We start from the raw sequence: 20,900 nt of genomic DNA, 5'->3' as shown, positions 1-20,900 counted from the left end.
AGGGGTGGCGCGGCCTGGCGCTTTGCCGGAGCGTTCCTGCGCCGTGGGCGCGTTCGACGCCGCTGTGTGTGTGCGAGGAGCACGGGTACCCGGGCGGCGTCGCGAACCCCAGAGCGAACCCAACGCCAAGGAGGCCCGTATGACCAGCCAGACGGAGACCGGCGGCGTCACCGGTACCCGCGACAAGGACTACAACCTGATCTGGTACGTGGAGTCCTGCCTGAACAACGCGCTGCGTCTGGAGCAGTACATCGAGGACGCCGAGCGCGCCAAGGACTCCGAGGTCGCGGAGCTGTTCCGCAAGGCCCAGGCCGACAGCCGCAAGGGCGCCGAACTGGGCAAGGGACTCCTCCGCGCACGCCTCAACGGCGGCTGAGACCGCCCGGCACGTCGGCATCCGGCCCTGGCCCCGGGAACGACGGACGGGGGTTCGTCACCGGGCCAGGGCCGCTCGTGCCGCGTCGGCGGCCTGGCGTCCGTAGCCGCCGCCGAAGAGCACCGCGTGGACCAGCAGCGGGAAGAGCTGGTGGACGCCCACGCGCTGGCGCCAGCCGTCCGCGAGCGGGCGGACCTCCTCGTAGCCCGCGACGATCCGGTCCAGGTGCGGGCAGCCGAACAGCCGCAGCATCGCCAGGTCGGTCTCCCGGTGCCCGCCGTGCGCCGCCGGGTCGATCAGCCGGACCCGGCCGTCGACGGCCCACAGCACGTTGCCGTTCCACAGGTCGCCGTGCAGCCGCGCGGGCGGCTCCGACGGCCCGGCCAGCTCCGGCAGCCGCGCGCACACCTCCTCGATTACGCCCGCGTCGGCGGACCGCACCGCGGCCGCGTCGACCGCCCGGCGCAGATACGGCAGCACCCGGTGCCCGGCGTACCAGTCGGCCCACGCCGTGTCCGCCGTACCCGGCTCGTTGCGCATCGGCGCGCGCCCGATGTACGCGTCCACGCTCCCGCCGGGCGGCCCGGCGCCGAACGCGGGCGCGCCCGCCGCGTGCAGCGCGGCCAGCTCCCGCCCGAACCGCACCGCCGCCGCCCCGTCGGGCGTCCCGGTCGGCACCCGCTCGGTCACCAGCCAGTCCGCGTCCCAGCCGTACACCTCGGGCACCCGCACCGCGTCCGCGTCCCGCAGCCACGCCAGGCCCGTCGCCTCGGCCCGCACGGCGCCGGGCGCGTCCCCGCGCTTGACCACGGCCACCCGCCCGTCATCGAGCCCGGCCTCCAGCACGGCACCCGACAGCCCCCGCCGCCACTCCACGCGCCGCCCGGTGAGCCGCGCCACGGCGTCCACCGCCGCCTCGGCCGCCCGCTCCGCCGTCATGACCGCAGACCCCCAGCTCCGTCACAGCTCCACACGCCGCCCAAGCGTAGGCCCGCCGCCGCCCCGGAGTGACCGCTCTCCGACAGCTCCCCACCTCGCCCTGGCGTCGACGGCCGCCCGGGAGTGACCGCTCGTCGACAGCCCCCCGCCCTGCCCCGGCGTAGGCCCGCCGCCCGGGAGGACGCCGATGACCTCACGGCAGGGGCTGCTCCGCCCAGATCACCTTGCCGCCCGGGAGGTAGCGGGTGCCCCAGCGTTCCGCGAGCTGGGCGACCAGGAACAGGCCGCGCCCGCCCTCGTCCGTCATCGCCGCGTACCGCAGGTGCGGGGCGGTGCTGCTGCCGTCGGAGACCTCGCAGATCAGGGCGCGGTCCCGCAGGACGCGGACGCGGATGGGCGGGCCGCCGTAGCGGATGGCGTTGGTGACCAGCTCGCTCAGGATGAGTTCGGTGGTGAACGCCGCCTCGTCCAGGCCCCATTCCGTGAGCTGGCGGGTGACCGCGGCCCGTACCTCCCCGACGGCCGCCGGGTCGGGCGGCACCTCGTAGTGCGCGACCTGGCCGGGGCCGAGCGCCCGGGTACGGGCCACGATCAGGGCGATGTCGTCGCTGGGCCGGGCGGGCAGCCGGGCGTCCACCACCGCCCGGCAGGTGTCCTCCGGCGACGGCCCCGCCTCCTCCAGCGCGGCGCGCAGCAGGTCGAGGCCCTCGTCGATGTCCCGGGTACGGTCCTCCACCAGCCCGTCCGTGTACAGCACCAGCCTGCTGCCCTCGGCCAGCTCCACCTCCGCCGTCTCGAACGGCAGCCCGCCCAGGCCCAGCGGGGGACCGGCGGGCACCTGGAGGAAGTCCACCGAGCCGTCCGGGCGGACCAGCGCGGGCGGCGGATGACCGGCACGGGCCAGCGTGCAGCGCCGCGAGGCCGGGTCGTACACCGCGTACAGGCACGTCGCGCCCGTCACCGGCGCGCTGCCGCCCTCCGCCGTCTCGTGCTGGTCGATCCTGGCCACCATGTCGTCGAGGAGCGCGAGCAGTTCGTCGGGCGCGAGATCCAGGGCGGAGAAGTTGTGCACGGCGGTCCGCAGCCGCCCCATCGTGGCCGCCGCGTGCAGCCCGTGCCCGACGACGTCGCCCACCACCAGCGCGACCCGCGTCCCCGACAGCGGCAGTACGTCGAACCAGTCACCGCCGACGCCCGCCTGCGCGGGCAGGTACCGGTAGGCGATCTCCAGGGCGTTCTGCTCGGGCAGGCTGCGCGGCAGCAGACTGCGCTGCAACGTCACCGCCATGGTGTGCTCGCGCGTGTAGCGGCGGGCGTTGTCGATGGAGACCGCGGCCCGCGCCACCAGCTCCTCCGCCAGCTCCATGTCCTCCGCGTCGAACGGCTCCGGCTTCTGCGCCCGCCAGAAGTTCACCAGCCCGAGGACCAGCGAGCCCACCCGCAGCGGCGCGGTGATCAGCGAGTGGACGCCGTGCTCCATCACCCGGGCGGTGCGCCGCGGGTGCTGCGCCTGCCAGCCCGTCGCCGCCCGCAGGTCCGGCTCCAGCACGGACTGGCCGGTGAGCAGGCTGCGCGCCTGCGGGGAGGTGGGGATGAAGTCGATCCGCTCGCCCACCGGGTACAGCGGCACGTCCGCCCGCACCCCGCTGAACGCGGCCCGCCGCAGCTCCGTCCCCGGCTCCGGGGTGTCACCGCCGAGGACGGCGTCGAAGAGGTCCACGGTGACGTAGTCCGCGAACCGGGGCACCACCAGCTCCGCCAGCTCCTCCGCGGTCCGGGTGACGTCCAGGCTGGTGCCGATGCCCACCCCGGCGGCGTACAGCATGTCCAGGCGCTCCCGGGCCACCTCCGCCCGGCCGGACAGGGCGCGCAGCTCGGTGGAGTCGCGGAGGGTGGCGACGCTGCCGGGCGGGCCGCCGCGCAGGTCCGTCGGCCGCTGGTTGATCGCCAGCAGCCGGTCACCCACCAGGTGCACCTCGTCCGTCGCGACCCGCCCCGAGTCCAGCAGCGCGGCGGTGTCCGGATCGAGGCCGAGGTCGCGCACGTGCCGTCCCTCGGCGTCGGCGGGCAGGTCGAGCAGGCGCTGCGCCTCGTCGTTGGCGAGCAGCAGGTCGCCCCCGCCGCCCACGATGATCACGCCCTCCCGGACGGCGTGCAGCACCGCGTCGTGGTGCTCGTACATCCGGGTCATCTCGCGCGGGCCGAGGCCGTGGGTCTGCCGCAGCAGCCGCTTGCTGACCAGCGCCGTACCGCCCAGCGCCACCGCCAGCGCCGCCGCGGCGGCGCCCAGCACCAGCGGTAGCTGCCGGTCCGCCGTACTGCCGACGTGCTCGGTGGTGATCCCGGACGACACCAGCCCCACCACCGTGCCGTCCGGCGCCTCGACCGGCACCACCGCCTGCACCAGCCGCCCGATCGTCCCGTCGACCTCCTCGGTGAAGGACCGCCCCTGAAGCGCGGGCTCGATCGTGCCCACGAACTTCTTCCCGATCCGGTCCGGCTTGGGATGGGTGTAGCGGATCCCGTCGGTGTTGAGTACGACGATGAAGTCCACCTTCGCCGCCTCGCGCGCCGCCTCCGCGCGCGGCTGGAGCACGGCGGTCGGGTCCGGCGAGGCCAGCGCCGCCCGGATGCCCGGCGCGTTCGCGAAGGTCTCCGCGACCGCCAGCGAACGGTTGCGGGCCTCCTGGGTGCTGTCGACGCGTCCCTGGAGCACCAGCGCCACCACCGCGGCGGCCACCAGCACCAGCACGATCACCACGTGCAGCACGAACACCTGCCCGGCGAGGCTGCGCCCGCTCAGCGCGGGCCGCAGCCCCGTGCCGGGACCCCGCGGCCCGCCGCCCCGGCGGGCGCGGCGCCGGGCGCGCTCCTCTCCGGGGCGGGGCGACGTCCGAGTTCCGGAGCGACCCAATAGCCGGACCACGTGCCCATGTCTACCTTCCCGGGCCGTATGAGGCGAGAGCGGTCACCCGTGGTGACCTGTCACCCGCGTCGCGCACGGGGGCGCACGGGTCAGCGCGCGGGGCCGGTGCGCAGGGCGGCGAGCAGCAGCGCGACGTCGTCGGGCCGGTCCACGGCGTGCCGGGCGCCGTGGTGAGCCGGTCCGCGACCCGGGCCAGCGACCGGCCGCCCGGCAGCGCCACCGGCGCGCCCGCCCTGGCCAGCGCCGCCCGCAGCGCGGCGATCCCGTCGTCGATGTCGGCGCCGGGCCGCTCCACCAGACCGTCGGTGTACAGCGCCAGCAGCGAGCCGGGCGCCATCCGCAGCTCGGCCACCGGGTACCGGGCGTGCGGATCGACGCCCAGCACCACCCCGCCGGGAATGTCCACCACCCGCGTGCGGCCGTCCGGGCGACGCAGCAGCGGCGGCGGGTGCCCGGCGCGGGCCAGCAGCGCCAGCCCCGACACCGGGTCGAGGCGCACGTAGCAACAGCTCGCGAACTGGCCGGGGTCAAGGTCGACGAGGAGCCGGTTGGTGCCGTCCAGGACCTCGTCGGGGGACCGGTCGTCCAGCGCGAACGCCCGCACCGCGCTGCGGAGCTGCCCCATCGTCGCCGCCGCCTGCACCCCGTGCCCCTGCACGTCCCCGATGACCAGCGCGAGGCCGTCACCCGCCTCGACGACGTCGTACCAGTCACCGCCGACGTCCATGCCCTCGGTGCCCGGCAGATACCGGCCCGCGGTCTCCACCAGCGGGTGCGTGGGCAGCCGCCGGGGGAGCAGCGCCCGCTGCAGCCCACGCGCCAGCGCCGCCTCCGTCTCGTACCGCTGCGCCTTCTCCATGGCGTGCGCGATCAGTCCCGCCAGCGCGGTGAGCACGGTGCGCTCCTCGCTGCTGAAGCTGCGCGGCCGGTCGAAGCCGAGGATGCAGGAGCCGACCGGCCGCCCCGAGGCGATCAGCGGCAGGAAGGCGCGGGCGCCGCACGGGGCGTCCAGCGGGATGCCGGGATAGGCGGCCGACAGCTCCCCCATGGTGTCGAAGAACAGCGGCTGGCCGGTGGTCAGCGTCTCCACGCCGGGCAGGTGGGCGTCCAGGGCGACGCCCTCGAAGGGGCTGAGGAACCCGTCCGGGAAGCCGGTCTCCCAGGCCAGGTACAGGTGCCGGTCGTGGAGCAGGTAGATGGCGAGGCGACGGCCGCCGAACGCGGGCAGCAGTTCCTGCATCACCACCGCCGACACCTGCCGGGCGGTGACCGCCTCGGACAGCGCGATCGCCAGCACGATGGGCCGGTACGCCGGGTTCATGGACGTGACGTCGGGGGGTGGTGCGTCCGTGGCGGCGGCACTTGTCTCCACGGCGGGCTGGTCGCCGTCGCGGTGCCGGGCCGGGGCGACGGTGCAGACCAGCAGGTCGGGGCCGGGGTGGACGGACAGCGCGAGCCAGTCGCCCTCGTACGCGTACGACTCCGGCGGCTCGGCGTGCCGCTCCGGGCCCGGTCGGCTGACGTGGAACTCCACCGGGTCGGGGGACAGCAGCGCGGCCCGCAGGTGGTCCTCGCAGGCGGGCTGCGCGAGCCAGGGCACGCCCTCCCACAGCGGCGCGCCGACGAGGTCCGCACGCGGGCGGCCGAACAGCCGGGCGGCGCGCGGATTGGCGTACACGACCACGCCGAGCCGGTCCAGGCAGAACACCCCGTGCGGCATCCGGTCGGCCGCCGCCTCCGCCACCGACCCCGGCGTCTCCAGCACGACGCCGCTGACGGGACGCCCGCCGCCCGGGTGGGTGGCGTCCTCGGCCCACAGTGCCACCAGCCGCGGCGCCCCGCTCGGCGCCCGGAGCGGGAGGTGGGGGCCGGGCGGGCCGCCGTGGGACGCGGCGCGCAGGGCCGAGAGGAGGCGGTCCGGGTCGTGCGGGGCGAGCGCCTCGGCGAGGGTCCGGGCGGTGTCGAGGGACCCGGCGCCGGACGGGCCGAGCAGGGCGCGCAGGCCGTCGTCGGCGGTGACGGTGTCGGTGGCCGGGTGCCAGCGGAAGCGTCCGGCGCGCCGGGCACCGGGGGCGGGATCGGGCGGCCGTACGCCCAGCGGCTCGTCGTCCCAGGTCAGCGGCGTACCGTCGGCCTCCAGACGGCGCAGGTCGGTGGCGAGGGACTCGGCGACGCGGGTGAGCCGCTCACGCTCGGGCAGCATCTCGGGGACGTCCGAGGCGGACGGGCGCAGCACGGTGAGCACCCCGAGGGTCTCCGCCGCGTCGGCGACCGGCACGAAGACCGCCCCGATCGGCAGCGGCAGCCCGGCCGCGAACTGCGGGTAGCGGCGCATCGCCTGGGTGGTGTTCGGCAGCACCACCTGGACGCCGAGCCGGTAGACGTCCGCCACCGGGAAGCGCCGGTCGATGTGCAGCCGCCACCACGGCCGGAACAGCGGCCCCGGCAGCCCCGCGAGGACCGCGAGCCGCAGCTCACCGGGGGTCGAGCAGGGCAGGTACACCCCGCAGACCCGGCCCTCGGTCGCACCGAGCGCCGCCACCGCGGCCCGCGTCAGCGCCTTCGCCAACCGCCCCGGCGTCCCGTTGCCGTCCTCGGCCCTCCCGGTCATCGTCCACCTGTTCCGCGCGCCGTCGCACCGGCGACACAGCCAGGATGCGCCCGTACGACCCCTGCCCGCACCCCGTGGCCGGGCGTGCCGCGTGGGGCGCGGGGGACGGGAGCGGCTGCGCCGAACGGCCCACGGACCGGGTAGACCCGCACCGGCGCGGGAACCCGGGGCGGTATGGACCAGCAGGCAGCGACCCTCCGTTCGTACTGGATCGACACCGTGCCGCCCGGCGACCCCGCGCCGCCCCCGGACGGCGACCTCACCGTGGACGTCGCGGTCATCGGCGCCGGGATCGCCGGACTGAGCACGGCGTGGGAGCTGGTGAGGCGGGGGCGGGGCGTGGCCGTCCTGGAGGCGGACCGGATCGCGGCCGGGGTCACGGGTCACACCACCGCCAAGCTCAGCGCGCAGCACACCCTGATCTACGACCGGCTGCGCCGCACCCGGGGTGCGGACGGGGCCCGGCTGTACGCCCGCTCCCAGACGGAGGCGATCCGGCACGCCGCGCAGACCGCCGCCGAACTCGGCATCGACTGCGACTGGGAGGACACCGACGCGTACACGTTCGCCCAGGACCCCGCCCACGTCCCCGCGCTGCGCGCCGAGGCGACGGCGGCCCGGGAGGCGGGGCTGCCCGCCGAGTTCGTCACCGAGACGGCGCTGCCGTTCCCCGTCGCGGGCGCGGTGCGGGTGGCGGAGCAGGCGCAGTTCCACCCGCGCAAGTACCTGCTGGGCCTCGCGGACGGCATCCGGCGGCTGGGCGGCGAGCTGTACGAGGGGACGCGGGTCGTCGGTCTGAAGGAGGGCGAGCCCTGCGAGCTGACCACCGAGGCGGGCACCCGGATCACCGCCGACGCCGTGGTCGTCGCCACCCACTACCCCGTCTTCGACCGGGCGCTGCTGTTCACCCGGCTCTCCCCGCGCCGCGAACTGGTGGTGGCGGCGCCCCTCGACGCGGCCCGCGCGCCCGACGGCATGTACATCACGCCCGAGGAGAACACCCGCTCGGTGCGCACCGCGCCCCACGGGGACGGTGAGCGGCTGCTGATCGTGACCGGCGAGCACTTCACGCCGGGGGCGGGCGGGGACACCGAGGAGCGGTTCGAGCGGCTCGCACGGTGGGCGGGGCGGCACTTCGGCGAGCTGACGTTCACGCACCGCTGGGCCACCCAGGACAACGACTCCACCGACTCCGTGCCGCTCGTCGGCCCGCTGCACCCCGGCAGCCGCCACGTGCAGGTGGCGACCGGCTTCGGCGGCTGGGGCCTGAGCGGCGGCATCATGGCGGGCCGACTGCTCTGCGACCGGATCACCGGCCGGGAGTCGCCGTGGAGCGAGCTGTACGACCCGCGCCGCATCGCCTCCGTGGTGCGCGAGGCACCGGCGTTCCTCAAACAGCAGGCCGACGTCGCGCGGCACTTCGTCGGCGACCGGCTGCCCGGCACCACCCGGCCGTCGCCCGACGACCTCGCCCCCGGCGACGGCGCCGTCATGCACGTCGGCGGCCACCGGTGCGCGGTGCACCGCGACACGGACGGCACCCTGCGCGCCGTGTCCGCCCGCTGCACCCACCTGGGGTGCGTGGTGGCGTTCAACCGCGCCGAGCAGGCGTGGGAGTGCCCGTGCCACGGCTCCCGCTTCGCGCCCGACGGCAGCGTCCTGCAAGGACCCGCCGTGCGGCCCCTGGAGCAACGGGACATCTGAGCCGGGTGGTGTACGGCGTTTGCGGAGCCGTCTGCCGGAGACCCGTCCAGGGCGACACGACCGATGCGCCCGCGCGGCCACCGCGCACCTGCCGGACCCGCCGACCGGGCGCGCGCGGAAGGAAGATGAGCCCCCGTGACCACGCACGCCAGCGACCAGCCCACCGTCCGCCCCCCGGAGACCGGCTGGACCACCGCCCGCCGCCTCCGCCGCAAGGACGGCACCCCACGGACCTGGCTCCCCGCCGTCGCCCCCCAGGACACCTCGGACCCCCGCCCCGAGGACCGGGACGGCAACATCGTGCGGGGCGAGGACTAGGGGCTGTCTTCAAAGATCATCTGGGTGGTAGATCATGGTGTTGTGGTACGTCGTCATGAACTCACCGACCGGGAGTGGGAGTTGCTCGCTCCGCTGATACCCCGGGCCGCGACGGGGCGGCCTCGAGTGGAGGACCGGCAGGTCATCAACGGGATGGTCTACAAGATCCGCACCGGGATCTCCTGGCGTGACCTGCCGGAACGCTACGGGCCGTGGAAGACCGTCTACACCCGCTTCCGCCGCTACGCCCTGGACGGGGTGTTCACCCGGGCTCTGCAGCAGATCCAGGCCCAGGCGGACGCGGCCGGCGACATCGACTGGCTGGTCCAGATCGACTCCACCATCGTCCGCGCTCACCAGCACGCCGCCGCCACGGGCCGAAAAGGGGGCGGCACCAGCAGGACGAACCGGACGATCACGCCCTCGGCCGATCCCGCGGCGGACTGACCACCAAAGTCCACCTCGCCTGCGACGGCAAGGGCCGCCCGCTCGCGATCCTGGTGACGCCCGGCCAACGCCACGACAGTGTCTGTGCACGCCCTCTGCTGGAACGGATCCGTGTTCCCCGCACCGGCCTGGGCCGGCCTCGGTGCAGGCCCGACCAGGTCATCGCAGACAAGGCTTACAGCTCCCGCAGCTTCCGCGCCTACCTGCGAAAACGCGGCATTGCGCACACCATTCCGGAGAAAACCGACCAGCGACGGCACCGGCTGAGGCGCGGTTGCCAAGGCGGCCGACCGCCAGGGTTCGACCGGGAGACCTACCGGCGGCGCAACGTGATCGAGCGCTGCTTCAACCGGCTCAAGGGCTTCCGCGGCATCGCCACCCGATACGACAAGACCGCCACCTCCTACGAAGCGGCGGTCACCCTCGCATCGCTCCTACTCTGGGCAAGATCCGTTTGAAGACGGACCCTAGTAGACGGCTCGCACCTGGAAGACCGGCTGCCCGGGCAGTCGGGACGGCCCGTCCCGCAGGCGCGGGGCGGGCCGAGTCAGTTCTCTGACTGGAGGCGCAGGCCCGCCAGGGTCAGGTCCAGGGCGGCGAGGAACTGGTCGCGGTCGTCGTGGGTGGCGAACTCGTCGGCGATCTGGCGGACGAAGGGGAACTCGTCGGCGTCGAGTGACCGCCAGGCCTCCGCGAAGCGGCCGAGGTGCTCGTCGCGGTCCACCTCGCCGTCGAGGAGTTCCTGGGGGAGCTCCGCGCCCAGGTCGGCGGCGGTGCCGACCACGACGCTCGTGATCGCGGAGACGGCGTGGAACCGCTGGCGCGGGGTGAGGTCGAGGCGCAGCGTCTGGCGGCCGAGCCGCTCGTACAGCCGTAGTGAGTTGCCCTGGACGTCGGTGTTGCGCATGAAGTACGCGGACAGCCACGGCCGGTCCACGATCGCGTCGAACAGGGCGACGGCCATCGCGCGGAGGTCGGCGATGGGGTCGTCGCTGTCCGGCTGCTGCTCCACGGCGGCCAGCACCCCGCCGATCGCGTGGTCGGTGGCGCGGTCGAGCAGCTCGTCCTTGTTCTGGACGTACCAGTAGATCGTGCCGACGCCCGTGCCGAGCCGGGCGGCGAGCGCGCGGAAGGTCAGCGCGGACCCCCCGGCCTCGTCGAGCACGGCCACGGCGGCGTCGAGGACGGCCTCCATGGAGTGCGAGGCGCGTCGGCGGCCCCGGGACGGGCCCGCGGCGGCGGAGCGTGTCGGCGGCGGTGTCATGCCCTCCATCCAAGCACAGCTTGCCTCCCTATCGAACATGGTTCTATGGTAGAACCTCGTTCCATCATGGAACTGTGTTCGATAGTCGAACGGCGTTCGTCGCCCGATGGCGTCCCACGTTCAGCGTTCGGCGTTCAGAAAGGAGGCCGGTCATGACCACCACCACCGGCACCGCGCCCGCCGCCACCCGTACCTACGGATCACTGCGGGCGGCGTGGCTACCGCTGGCCGCGCTCTGCCTGGCCTTCTTCGTCGAGATGGTCGACAACACCCTGCTCTCGATCGCGCTGCCCACCATCGGCCGCGACCTCGGCGGCACCACCACCGCCCTGCAATGGGTCACCGGCGCCTACTCGCTGACGTTCGGCGGCCTGCTGCTCACCGCGGGCTCCCTGGCCGACCGCCTCGGACGCCGACGCGTCCTGCTCGTCGGCCTCGCCGTCTTCGGCCTGCTGAGCCTGACCGTCGTCGCCGTCGACTCCGCCGGGCAGCTCATCGCCCTGCGGGCCGCACTCGGCGTCGCCGCCGCGGCCATGGCCCCCATCACCAACTCGCTCGTCTTCCGCCTCTTCGACGACCAGGCGCTGCGGATGCGCGCGATGACCCTGATGATCGTCGTCGGCATGTCCGGGTTCATCCTCGGCCCACTGCTCGGCGGCACCGCGCTCGCCCACGTCGGCTGGCAGTGGCTCCTGCTGATCAACGCGCCGATCGCCCTGCTCGCGGGCATCGGCGTGCGGCTCGGCGTCGCGCCCGACCGGCGCGAGGATCTCACCGACGACCGGCTCGACCTGCCCGGCGCCGTCCTGAGCGTGCTCACCATCGGTCTCGCCTGCTACGCGCTGACCAGCGGCGTCGAGCACGGCTGGCTCGCCACCGCCACGCTCGCCTCGGTCCTGGGCGCCGTGGCCGCGGGCCTCGCCTTCGTGGGGCACGAGCAGCGCAGCGCGGCCCCCATGCTGGACCTCAAGGTCTTCTCCCACGGCACCGTGCGCGGCGCCGCCCTCGCACAGATCGGCACGTCCGTCGCGATGGCCGGGGTGATGTTCGGGCTGATCCTCCACTTCCAGTACGCCTACGGGTGGAGCCCCGTGCGCGCCGGACTGGCCAACCTGCCGCTCATCGTGACCATGATCGCGGCGACCCCGCTCTCGGAGTGGCTCGCCAAGAGGTACGGCCACCGCGTCGCCTGCCTCGTCGGCGCAGCCTGCCTCACCGTGGCGCTGGTCGGCCTCGCCTGGGGCGTCGACCGCGGGTACGCCGCCATCGCGGTCTGCATGGTCGTGATGACCGTCGGACTGCGCACGGTCATGACCATCTGCGCCATCGCCCTGGTCGAGGCGATGCCCGCCAACCGCACCTCGATCGGCACCGCGCTCAACGACACCGCCCAGGAGGTCGGGACCAGCGTCGGCACCGCCGTCGTCGGCACCCTGATCGCCGCACTGGTCACCACCCGGCTGCCCGCGGGCGTGTGGAGCGGCGACCTCGTGCACTCCTTCTTCCACGGCGAACGCGTCACCTACGCCGTGCTCGCCGTGCTCGTCGGCCTGATCGCCACGGGCGGCGCGCTCACCCTCACCGACTCGCACGCCACCGAGGAGCACTCCTGAGGCGGACGGGCGCCGGAGTCGGGTCAGCCGTGCAGAACGACCTCCCAGGTGTCGACGGCGTAGTGGACCGTCATGCCATTGCGGCCGTAGAGCTGGGGCGCGCCGGTGGAGTTGGCGGTGTCGACGCCGAGCCCGACGGTGTCCCGGCCGCGGGCGGCGAACTCCGCGAAGGCGTGCTCCAGGAGCAGGCCACCGAGACCCCGGCCACGGGCGGGGGACAGGACGCCGAGGCTGCGGATCCACCCCATGGACTCGCGGTCGTTGCGTGAGAAGAGGAAGCCGACGTCACCGAGGTCGTCGGTGGACACGATCCACGCCAGCGACCAGTCGGCGCGCTCCGCGCCGATGTCGTGCAGCCACTGGGTGTACGAGCGCGGCTGGAAGTCGAAGTGCTCGGCGAAACTGGCCTGGTACAGCTCGTGCAGGCGGAGCCGGTCCGCCTCCTCGGCGCACGACCGGAGGCGCACCCCGGCGGGCGGCGTCGGCGCCACGTCCGTCGCGGGGTCGAGGGGCCGCCGCAGCACGTGGTAGCGCCGTACGGTGGACCAGCCGCGCTTCTCGATCAGCGCGGTGTCCAGCGTGGGCTCGACGTTGAGGTGGAGGTGGACCACCGCGCGGGAGGCGCCGTTCTCCCGGGCCTTCTCGACGGCCCTGGCCTCCATGTCGTCCAACAGCAGTTCGCCCGCCCGCTGGTGGTCGGGGAGCACGTAGTGGTCGACGTCTATGCGCTCGCCGCCGGACTCGTCCCACAGCAGCCCGTAGGCCACCAGGCGGTCCCCGTCGAAGGCGAGCCACGAGTCGCGCTCCAGGTCGGTCTCAGGGTTCTTCAAGTCCCTCTCGACCGTGTGTGGATCGGTCTCGGGGTGGCCGATCTCGATGCGGTCGACCTCGTTGAGCAGTTCGGTGATGGCGGGCGCGTCGTTCAGTGAGGCGGGCCGCGTGCGGTAGGACATGCAGGTCAGGGTCCGGGGCGCCCGGCGGTTCCCGCAACGGGTTTTCCGCCGGACGCCCCGCCCCGACCGGTGTGCCGGGCGGCTGTGTCAGACCCCGCAGGACGGCGCGGACCAGTACTGGCTGGACCGGTGGTCGACGTGCGTGTGGTCGTTGTGGTCCGGGTAGCCCGGGCCGAGGATCCCCCGGAACCCGTGGTAGCGGGCCTGCTTGGCCATGGTGCACAGGGAGTGCGAACCGGCGCCGAGGTCGGCCGCGTCGCCGTACAGGTGGCGGCTGCTGCTGGAGCCGCCCACCGCCGAGTTGCAGGAGTACGAGCGGAAGCCGCTGGTCACCCGGATCGGGGCGTCGCCGAGCGCGTGCCGCATGGCCTCCAGCTTCCACATCGTGCGCAGCGCGTTCGACTTGGCGGTCGCCGCGCTCACCGCTCCGCCGGACCAGGTGCTGTTGCACTGGTTCAGCTCGCTGTAGGAGAAGTGGATCGGCGTGCAGTCGTCGTCCTGGAGCGCGTACAGCTTGTTGTAGGTGTTGGGGCCGGCGACGCCGTCCGCGACCAGGCCGTACGCCGACTGGAAGCGCTTCAGGGCGGCGGCGGTGGCCGGTCCGAAGGACCCGTCGACGGCCAGGACGGAGCCGTAGCCGGGGTAGCCGCCGAGGCGGATCTGGAGCTGGCTGACGTCGGAGCCGGAGGCGCCCTGGGACAGGGTGCGGCTCCAGGTGTAGCAGCCGTCGGCGTGCGCGGTGCCGGTGGTGGCGACGGTTCCCACCACCACACCGGACGTGATCATGACAAATGCGGCGATCAGTCGGGCGATGCGTCTGAGCATGGGGTCTCCAGGCCGAAAGGGACGGATCGGATGGTCTGGTGCCGTGCGGGACGTGCGGTGTGACGCGCGTCAACCATGGAATGTGCCCGTCCATGTGACGCGCGTCAACCATGGAGTAGGCAGTGGCGGCGCGCAAGAGCACTAGGGGGCGGGGACCGGGTGCCACTAGCGCGGCCCGCACCAGGCTCCACCGCGCTTCCACCGCGCGCTTCCACCGCGCTCCGGCGCGCTCCACGGTGGGACAGCTCCCGTCGTGTGGCCCAGGCCACGGACCGGAGGCGGTCCCGGTCATATCAACCGCCGTCCGCCGCGGGTTACCGTCGACACCCAGCCCCGTTCCCCCGCACGCAACCGGACGGCCCGCCCGTGCTCGCAGACCTCTCCCCGCTGATCGCCGCCACCACCTACTGGCTGACCCGTGCCTACCCGGCCTCCGGCGGGGCCCTGGCCGCCGCGCTCTGTGAGGCGCAGGCCCGGCAGGCGGTGACGGTCGCCGCGTGGCTGCGCTACCCGACGCCCACCGACGCGGCCCTGGTCGGCATCGCGGGCCCCGGCGGCTCCGCCCGCCTGGACTGGGTCACCGGCGCCGACGCCACCGGGTACGACACCGCCGCCGACGACCACGCCTGGCGCACCTGGGTCGACGAGGCCGTGGCAAGCTGGGCGGCCTGTCTGCTGACCGACCCCGAGCTGGCCGCGCGGGCGGTCGCCGCCCTCACCGACGGCGGCCAGCTCGCGGGCGCGCCCGTGGAGTTCCGGCGGCTGCTGGCCCCCGACGACCACGACCGCGGGGCGGCGGCGCTGCTGCGCCACCCCGACCTCCTCGCCCCGGTCGCCACGCTGCACCAGCCCCAGCTCCTGGAGCGCCTGCGGCCGGGACCCGCCCTCATCGCCTGAGCCCTGGGCCCTGAGTGAGCCCTGAGCCCTGAGCCCTGGAACCCTGACGCACGCCTGACTGACGCCTGACCCCTGAGCCCCAGCAGCCGTCAGAGCATGAAAGCCGCCCCGCTGGTTACCCGTGAGCGTCGTCCGGGAACCGGCGGGAAGGCAGGTCGGTCGATGATGCCGATGACGACGTTCACCCCCAGCTCAGGCCGGCGGCTCCCCTGGCAGCGGGCCCTGGTCACCGGCGGCGCGGGCTACCTCGGCTCGCACCTGTGCACCCGGCTGCTGCGTTCGGGAGTCGAAGTCGACTGCCTGGACGACCTCACCACCGGGCGCCCCGGCAACGTCGAGCACCTCGCCGGACAGCCCGGCTTCCGCTTCCTGCACCTCGACATCGCGGACCCGCGCTGCGCGGACGCCGCCAGCGGCCCCTACGACCTCGTCCTGCACCTCGCCGGGCCCGGCGCCCCCGCGGACTGCCGACGCCGCCCCCTGAAGGCCCTGGACACCGCCGGGCTCGGCACCCGCACCGCGCTCACCCTGGCCGACCGGGACGGCGCCCGCTTCCTGCTCGCCTCCTCGGCCGAGGCCAGCGAGGGTCACGGGGACGGCCGCCCGGCGACGCCCTGGTCCGACGGCTGGGCCGACGGTTCCGGCGCGGCGGCGGACGAGGCGCGGGACCCGGTCAGCCCCGTGCACGCCTACGCCGAGGCCGCCCGGTTCGCCGAGGCCCTCGTCACCGCTCACGCGGGGGCCCGCGGCAGCGACGCCGGGATCGTGCGGGTCTACCCGTCGTACGGACCCCGGATGCGCACCGACGACGGCCGCGTGGTGTCCGCGTTCCTCGACCACGCGCTGGCCGGGGCGCCGCTGACCGTCCCCGGCGACGGCGGCCGCCCGCTGTCCCTGTGCTACGCCGACGACACCGCCGAGGGCGTCCTGCTGGTGGCCGCGGGCCGTTCGGTACGACCCGTCGACATCGGCGGCGACCCCGGGCCGACCGTCGCCGAGGTGGCCCGCGCGGTGCTCGAACTGACCGGCTCGCACGCGCCGCTGGAGTTCACCGACGCGCCGCCCGGCCCGGTCGCGGGGCGTCTCGACGGACGGCCGGACGGACGCGGGCCCGACACCGGCTTCGCCCGCGAACTGTTCGGCTGGGTGCCCAAGGTGTCCTGGCGGGAGGGCCTGGCCCGGACCGTCGCCGCCGTCCGCGGCTGCCCCGAGCCCGCGCCGGTGACGGCCTCCGGGTACGGCGGCGGGGGGTGGCCGCGGTGAAGGCCGTCGTCGTCCGCCCGGACGGGTTCGGTGGCGTCCTGCTGTCCGGGCCCGCCGTCCGCGCCCTGGCCACCCACGCCTCCCGGGTGACCCTGCTGTGCGCCTCGCCGGGCGCCCCCGCCGCGGGGCTCCTGCCGCACGTCGACGACGTGGTGGTGTGGGACGGCCCCTGGGAGCCGGGCGACGCGGGGGGCACCGGCCAGCTCGTACGGCGGCTGCGCGCGGAGTCGTACGACGTCGGGCTGGTCCTCACCCCGGACGGGCACAGCCCGCTGCCCGCCGCCCGGCTGCTGCGCGCGGCGGACGTGCGCCGCATCGGCGCCGACTGCCCCGGGGACGACGGCCACCTCGCCTACGACGGCCACCTCGCCTACGACGGTCACCTCGCCTACGACGGTCACCCCGCCTACGACGGTCACCTCGCCCGAGACGGTCACCCTGCCCACGGCGGCCCCGCCGCCCCCGACCGTGAGCGACGCCCCCTCGACCTCCTGCACCGGCGCCCGCCCCACCAGCCCGAAGCGCAGGCCGCGCTGGACACCGCCGTCGCGATGGGGTTCGGGCCGCGCACCGGTGACGACGGGCGGCTGCGGGTGCTCCCGGCGCCCGACACCACGGGCCTCACCGGCAACGGCCCGTACCTCGTCGTCCACCCCGCGGGGCTCGCCGCGGACGCGGACCGCTGTGCGCGGGCGGTGGAGCTGCTCGCCGACGCCGGTCACCGCGTCGTCGTCACCGGCGACCCCGCCGACGAGGCCCTCACCCGGCGCGTCGGCGGCGCCACCGCCGTGCACCTCGGCGGCCGGACCACGCCCCGCCAACTGACCGGCGTCCTGCGCGCCGCCGACGCCGTGGTCACCGCCGACCCGGCCGCCGCCCAGCTCGCCGCCGCCGTCGCGACCCCCGTCGTGTCGCTGACCGGCGCCTGGACGCCGTACAAGGTGCCCGCGATCCTCCTCGACGGTTCCGCGTCGGCGCCCTTCACGCCCGAGGACGTGCCGCGGGCCGTGCGCAAGCTGCTGGCGTCCGGCGGGTGAGCCTCAGGCCGCCGTGCCCAGCACCGCGGGGGCGGGCGCGTGGTGCTCCTCCGGCTGGAGGACGACCGTCGGCGCGGTGCGGCGGCGACGGTGCGCGAGGTGGCCGGAGGCGATGGAGCAGGCGATGATCAGCCCACCGGCGACCAGGGCGCCGCGCGCACCGGCCAGCTCCATCAGCAGACCGAGGGCGGGCGGACCGCCCAGGCTCCACACGGTGCCGACGCTGCCCCACACGCCGAGCACCCGGCCCCGCAGGTGGGACGGCGGGTCGGTCTGGAGGACGGCCGTCCCGGCGGTGTCGGAGACGGACTCCACGATTGCCATGGGCAGGACCAGGACCAGCAGCACCGCGAGCGACGGCGACAGCCCGGCGGCCACCTGGAGCAGCCCGCCCGTCGCCGCGAGCGTGCCCACCAGCCGTACGGAGGGCCTGCGCAGCCGCGCGCCGAGCACCGCGCCGACGATGCCGCCCACCGCGAGCACCGTGGAGACCGTGCCGAACGCCCCGGCGCCGCCCGCGAGCGGCCCGGTGACCAGGACGGCGAGCGTGAGGGCGTAGTTCCGGCCGAAGACCGCGCTCACCCCGGTGACGGCGGCCAGCGCGAGCAGCCGGGGCCGCCGCACGAAGAAGGACAGCCCCTCGCGCACCGCCTCGCGCTGGGGCACGCGCTCCGCCGTGACCGGCACCGCCCGCACCGCGCCGTACGCGGGCTTCAGGAACGGGATCACGGCGGCGACGAAGAGGAACGACAGGCCGTTGGCCGCGTACGCCGAGGCCGTGCCGAGCAGGCCGACCGTCACTCCGGCGAGCGCCGCACCCACGAGCCGTCCCGCGTTGTGCACCAGCGCGCCCACGCCGATCGCGGACGGTACGTCCTCCGGTGGCACGAGGTCGTTGCCGAGGAGGGCGCACGCCGGTCCGTCGACGGTGGCGACGACGCCGGTGACGGCGGCCAGCGTCATCAGCGTGGCCATGTTGAGCTGGTCGAGGGCGACCAGGGTCGCGGTGACGAAGGCGATTCCGCCGAGCGCGGCCTGGCTGACGGTCGCCGTCAGCTTGCGCGGGAAGCGGTCGACCGCCGCGCCGCCCACCACGCTGACCAGCAGCGCGGGCGCCGCTTGCACGGACATGGACAGGCCGGTCGCGGCGGCGGACCCGGTGATCTGGAGGACCAGCAGGTTCTGCACCGTGAGCTGCATCCACGTACCGGCGTTCGACACGAAGTTGGCGACGGACCACCAGCGCATACTGCGGTACCGCAGCGATCGCCAGGGGGAGCGGGACGCGCCGGGGGCGGGCGCGGGGGAGGGCGAGGAAGACACAGGCGTACTCGGAGTTTCCGGGGGCTCGGACGGTGAGGTCGTCGGGCACGGGAACCGCCGGGCTGCGCTGCGCGGGCGATCCGAAGGGGTGCCGGGTCACGGCGCGGACCATCGTGACAGAAGCGGGGGGCGAGTCGACGTGAGCGGTGTGCGGACGCTGCGGCGGGGGTCGTCAACGCCCCGGTGGTCAGGGGTACTTGCGTCCGTGAGTGCCGTTCCTCACAGGGGTCGTCGGCCCTCCGGGGCGGACGTGACGGCCGCCACCCCGGGCACGGACAGGGCCCGCCGTGGGTACGGCGGGCCCGGGTCGTCCGGTGGTGTTCGGCTCGCTGTGCTCAGGCCTTCTTGCCGCGGCCGGTCAGCGCGTCGCGCATCCGGTCCACCAGTCCGGCGCCGGGGGCGAGCAGCTTGTTCGCCGGGGGCTTGTCCGGGGCGGACGGGTGCGGACGGGTCGGGGCCGTCTTCTTCGCCTGCCGGACCTTGTCGCCCAGCTCGTCGAGCGTCTCGGCCGAGCAGGCCGCCCGCAGCGACGGGAAGAGGTTCTCCTCCTCGTCGGCCACGTGCGAGCGGATCTCGGTCATCAACATGCCCATGAGCCGGTCGAACTCCGGATCGTCCGCCGCGCGGCCCTCCAGGTCCTTCATGATCCGCTCGGCCTTGGAGTGGTCCTCGATCTCCCGGTCCGCGATCGCGTCCCCGTCCGGCACGTGCTGGCGCACCGCCGGGTAGAGGTACGCCTCCTCGGCGACGGAGTGCCGAACCAGTTCGATGGTCGCCTGGTCGGCGAGCAGCTTGCGGTTGGCGTCGCCGGGCGGCAGCGCCTCGATCCGGCCGAACATCTCCTCGACCTCGCGGTGGTCCGTCACCAGTTCGTCGATCACGTTCCCGCCGTGACCCATGTCCTTCACCTCCAGGCAGACTGCGGCGGCTCCGACGCGGACCCGCCACGGCCCCCGGGTGCCCCTGGCCCCGCGCACGTAACGCCCCCAGACTCCCGCCATGTGATGTTCATGCCATGGTCGCCTGGGCGTTGGCCCGCCCGACGCGGTGCCGCGCGAGGCTGCCCCCGCACCCGATCATGGACGAAGGAGCCCTCCGTGCCCGAACCCCGCATCCGCCGGTCCAACGCCCTGCTGGTGACGGCCACCCTGGCGGCGTTCACCGTGACGCTGCCCGCCCAGGCGTCCGCGGCGCACGGCCTGCCCACGGTCCAGCCGAAGGCGGAGACCGCGGCGCTCCACGACGACGAGGCGGGCGGCAACGCGGACGCCGACGACCCGGCGATCTGGCGCAACGCCGCCGACCCGGACCGCAGCCTCGTCGTCGCCACCGCCAAGGAGGGCGGGCTGCGCGTCTACGACCTGGCCGCCAGGGAGGTCCAGGCCCTCCCCGCCCCGGCCGGACCGACGCCCGACGACGCCCCCGGCCGCTTCAACAACGTCGACCTGGTGCACGGGCTGAGGCTGGCCACCGGCCGCGCCGACCTCGCGGTGACCAGCGACCGCGGCAACGACCGGCTGCGCTTCTACCGCATCGACCCCGACCGCCGCGGCGGCCCGCTCGTCGACGTCACCGACCCGGCCGTACCGCCCGTCTTCTCCGCCGACCAGGAGGAGATCAACGACCAGCGCACCGCCTACGGCCTCGCCACCTACACCGACCGCGCCACCGGCCGCGCCTACGCGCTGGTCAGCCGCCGCGAGACCAGCACCGTCGCCCTGCTCGAACTGCTCCCCGGCCGCTCGGGCACCGTCAGCTACCGCACCGTGCGCACCCTGGACCTGCCGACCGCCTTCCGGCTGCCCGACGGCACCTCCTGGACGCCGTGCCTGGAGCCGGGCGAGCTGCCCCAGGTCGAGGGCATGGTCGTCGACCCCGCGAACGGCGTGCTGTACGCCGGTCAGGAGGACGTCGGCATCTGGCGGCTGCGGGCCGACCTGACCGGCACCCCGCAGCTCGTCGACAAGGTCCGTGAGTACGGTGTCCCCGGCACCTACGACGAGGAGACCGAGGAGTGCGCGGCGGGCGCCGACCCGGGCTTCGGCGGCACGCACATCGCCGCCGACGTCGAGGGCCTCACCCTGATCCCGCAGTCCCGCGGCGACGGCTACCTCGTCGCCTCCAGCCAGGGCGACAACACCTTCGCCGCCTACGACCGGGAGACCGGCGAGGGCAACGAGTACGAGGGCGGCTTCCGCGTCACCGCCGCCTCGGCGCGGCTGGACGGCTCCGAGGAGTGCGACGGCGCCGCCGCCCTGAACGCCCCGCTCGGCCGCCGCTACCCGCACGGCCTGCTGGTCGTGCAGGACGGCGACGACACCCCGGGCTCCGGTGAGCGCACGGCGACCGGCTTCAAGTTCGTCGACCTCGGCGACGTACTGGAGGCCCTGGACGACTGACCGGC

The 20,900-nt window shown here is 74.9% G+C and carries 16 protein-coding genes and 1 pseudogene; 9 read left to right on the top strand and 8 right to left on the bottom strand.

All coding sequences use genetic code 11. The annotated features are described in order from the left end of the window. The first annotated feature begins 139 nt into the window (after nt 1-139). On the top strand, nt 140-376 hold the full coding sequence (locus ACFQZ6_RS01780) for a hypothetical protein (protein WP_381604557.1): 237 nt from the start codon (nt 140-142) through the stop codon (nt 374-376). Nucleotides 377-433: 57 nt separating this feature from the next. Here the strand turns inward: ACFQZ6_RS01780 and ACFQZ6_RS01775 are convergent, their stop codons facing one another. The 3 genes and pseudogenes from ACFQZ6_RS01775 to ACFQZ6_RS01765 all read right to left on the bottom strand — a co-directional run bounded on the left by ACFQZ6_RS01775 (nt 434) and on the right by ACFQZ6_RS01765 (nt 6,852). After that, on the bottom strand, nt 434-1,315 hold the full coding sequence (locus ACFQZ6_RS01775; RefSeq protein ID WP_381604556.1) for a fructosamine kinase family protein: 882 nt from the start codon (nt 1,313-1,315) through the stop codon (nt 434-436). A 193-nt stretch (nt 1,316-1,508) separates the two neighbouring features. Then, nucleotides 1,509-4,241, bottom strand: a complete 2,733-nt coding sequence (locus ACFQZ6_RS01770) for a SpoIIE family protein phosphatase (RefSeq protein WP_381604555.1) — start codon at nt 4,239-4,241, stop codon at nt 1,509-1,511. Between the two features lie 89 nt (nt 4,242-4,330). Further along, nucleotides 4,331-6,852, bottom strand: a pseudogene (locus tag ACFQZ6_RS01765) (SpoIIE family protein phosphatase). Between the two features lie 174 nt (nt 6,853-7,026). On the opposite strand from ACFQZ6_RS01765, the gene ACFQZ6_RS01760 reads away from it, so the two are divergent. From ACFQZ6_RS01760 to ACFQZ6_RS01750, 3 genes are all read left to right on the top strand, one after another. Beyond that, the gene (locus ACFQZ6_RS01760) at nt 7,027-8,556 is read left to right on the top strand and encodes an FAD-dependent oxidoreductase (protein WP_381604554.1); all 1,530 of its coding nucleotides are present in this window, start codon (nt 7,027-7,029) and stop codon (nt 8,554-8,556) included. Between the two features lie 135 nt (nt 8,557-8,691). Next, nucleotides 8,692-8,874, top strand: coding sequence for a hypothetical protein (locus tag ACFQZ6_RS01755; RefSeq protein WP_381604553.1), 183 nt, complete (start codon nt 8,692-8,694; stop codon nt 8,872-8,874). A 42-nt stretch (nt 8,875-8,916) separates the two neighbouring features. Beyond that, nucleotides 8,917-9,779 (top strand): IS5 family transposase gene (locus ACFQZ6_RS01750; protein ID WP_381604552.1). Its coding sequence is split into 2 segments (ribosomal slippage): nt 8,917-9,286 and nt 9,286-9,779, totalling 864 coding nucleotides; the frame shifts between segments, so codons are not numbered across the junction. Nucleotides 9,780-9,868: 89 nt separating this feature from the next. Here ACFQZ6_RS01750 and ACFQZ6_RS01745 read toward each other — a convergent pair. Continuing rightward, nucleotides 9,869-10,516 (bottom strand): TetR/AcrR family transcriptional regulator, encoded by a 648-nt coding sequence (locus tag ACFQZ6_RS01745; protein ID WP_381617987.1) that lies wholly within the window; start codon nt 10,514-10,516, stop codon nt 9,869-9,871. A gap of 221 nt (nt 10,517-10,737) precedes the next feature. Between ACFQZ6_RS01745 and ACFQZ6_RS01740 the strand changes: the two genes are divergently transcribed. Then, nucleotides 10,738-12,198, top strand: a complete 1,461-nt coding sequence (locus ACFQZ6_RS01740) for an MFS transporter (protein WP_381604551.1) — start codon at nt 10,738-10,740, stop codon at nt 12,196-12,198. A 23-nt stretch (nt 12,199-12,221) separates the two neighbouring features. Here ACFQZ6_RS01740 and ACFQZ6_RS01735 read toward each other — a convergent pair whose 3' ends face one another. Both ACFQZ6_RS01735 and ACFQZ6_RS01730 read right to left on the bottom strand, forming a co-directional pair. Next, complete coding sequence (locus ACFQZ6_RS01735) at nt 12,222-13,151, bottom strand: GNAT family N-acetyltransferase (RefSeq protein ID WP_381604550.1); 930 nt, start codon at nt 13,149-13,151, stop codon at nt 12,222-12,224. A gap of 87 nt (nt 13,152-13,238) precedes the next feature. After that, the gene (locus tag ACFQZ6_RS01730; RefSeq protein ID WP_381604549.1) at nt 13,239-13,976 is read right to left on the bottom strand and encodes a D-Ala-D-Ala carboxypeptidase family metallohydrolase; all 738 of its coding nucleotides are present in this window, start codon (nt 13,974-13,976) and stop codon (nt 13,239-13,241) included. A 366-nt stretch (nt 13,977-14,342) separates the two neighbouring features. Between ACFQZ6_RS01730 and ACFQZ6_RS01725 the strand changes: the two genes are divergently transcribed. The 3 genes from ACFQZ6_RS01725 (at nt 14,343) to ACFQZ6_RS01715 (ending at nt 17,173) form a co-directional block, all read left to right on the top strand. Then, a complete protein-coding gene (locus tag ACFQZ6_RS01725; protein WP_381604548.1) occupies nt 14,343-14,873 on the top strand; it encodes a hypothetical protein in 531 nt (176 codons plus the stop codon). Between the two features lie 162 nt (nt 14,874-15,035). Next, nucleotides 15,036-16,136, top strand: a complete 1,101-nt coding sequence (locus ACFQZ6_RS01720; RefSeq protein ID WP_381604547.1) for an NAD-dependent epimerase/dehydratase family protein — start codon at nt 15,036-15,038, stop codon at nt 16,134-16,136. Next, a complete protein-coding gene (locus tag ACFQZ6_RS01715; protein WP_381604546.1) occupies nt 16,124-17,173 on the top strand; it encodes a glycosyltransferase family 9 protein in 1,050 nt (349 codons plus the stop codon). The genes ACFQZ6_RS01720 and ACFQZ6_RS01715 overlap by 13 nt, the downstream gene beginning before the upstream one ends. Nucleotides 17,174-17,176: 3 nt before the next feature. On the opposite strand, the gene ACFQZ6_RS01710 is transcribed toward ACFQZ6_RS01715, so the two are convergent. Both ACFQZ6_RS01710 and ACFQZ6_RS01705 read right to left on the bottom strand, forming a co-directional pair. Continuing rightward, a complete protein-coding gene (locus tag ACFQZ6_RS01710; RefSeq protein ID WP_381604545.1) occupies nt 17,177-18,421 on the bottom strand; it encodes an MFS transporter in 1,245 nt (414 codons plus the stop codon). A 410-nt stretch (nt 18,422-18,831) separates the two neighbouring features. Next, nucleotides 18,832-19,395 carry a hemerythrin domain-containing protein gene (locus ACFQZ6_RS01705; protein ID WP_381604544.1) on the bottom strand — a complete coding sequence of 188 codons (564 nt, stop codon included), beginning with the start codon at nt 19,393-19,395 and terminating at the stop codon, nt 18,832-18,834. Nucleotides 19,396-19,593: 198 nt separating this feature from the next. Here ACFQZ6_RS01705 and ACFQZ6_RS01700 point away from each other — a divergent pair, with 198 nt between their 5' ends. Further along, nucleotides 19,594-20,895 carry a phytase gene (locus ACFQZ6_RS01700; protein WP_381604543.1) on the top strand — a complete coding sequence of 434 codons (1,302 nt, stop codon included), beginning with the start codon at nt 19,594-19,596 and terminating at the stop codon, nt 20,893-20,895. Nucleotides 20,896-20,900: the final 5 nt, after the last annotated feature.

This window comes from Streptomyces flavalbus (genome assembly GCF_042674625.1).
Lineage (GTDB): Bacteria > Actinomycetota > Actinomycetes > Streptomycetales > Streptomycetaceae > Streptomyces > Streptomyces flavalbus.
This window is presented reverse-complemented; position numbering and strand designations above follow the sequence as displayed.

Excerpts from the sequence above, each read along its gene's own strand:
- ACFQZ6_RS01780 (WP_381604557.1), top strand. The coding sequence starts at position 140 with ATGACCAGCCAGACGGAGACCGGCGGCGTCACCGGTACCCGCGACAAG.
- ACFQZ6_RS01775 (WP_381604556.1), bottom strand. The coding sequence starts at position 1,315 with ATGACGGCGGAGCGGGCGGCCGAGGCGGCGGTGGACGCCGTGGCGCGG.
- ACFQZ6_RS01760 (WP_381604554.1), top strand. The coding sequence starts at position 7,027 with ATGGACCAGCAGGCAGCGACCCTCCGTTCGTACTGGATCGACACCGTG.
- ACFQZ6_RS01745 (WP_381617987.1), bottom strand. The coding sequence starts at position 10,516 with ATGGAGGCCGTCCTCGACGCCGCCGTGGCCGTGCTCGACGAGGCCGGG.
- ACFQZ6_RS01740 (WP_381604551.1), top strand. The coding sequence starts at position 10,738 with ATGACCACCACCACCGGCACCGCGCCCGCCGCCACCCGTACCTACGGA.
- ACFQZ6_RS01735 (WP_381604550.1), bottom strand. The coding sequence starts at position 13,151 with ATGTCCTACCGCACGCGGCCCGCCTCACTGAACGACGCGCCCGCCATC.
- ACFQZ6_RS01730 (WP_381604549.1), bottom strand. The coding sequence starts at position 13,976 with ATGCTCAGACGCATCGCCCGACTGATCGCCGCATTTGTCATGATCACG.
- ACFQZ6_RS01720 (WP_381604547.1), top strand. The coding sequence starts at position 15,036 with ATGATGCCGATGACGACGTTCACCCCCAGCTCAGGCCGGCGGCTCCCC.
- ACFQZ6_RS01710 (WP_381604545.1), bottom strand. The coding sequence starts at position 18,421 with ATGCGCTGGTGGTCCGTCGCCAACTTCGTGTCGAACGCCGGTACGTGG.
- ACFQZ6_RS01705 (WP_381604544.1), bottom strand. The coding sequence starts at position 19,395 with ATGGGTCACGGCGGGAACGTGATCGACGAACTGGTGACGGACCACCGC.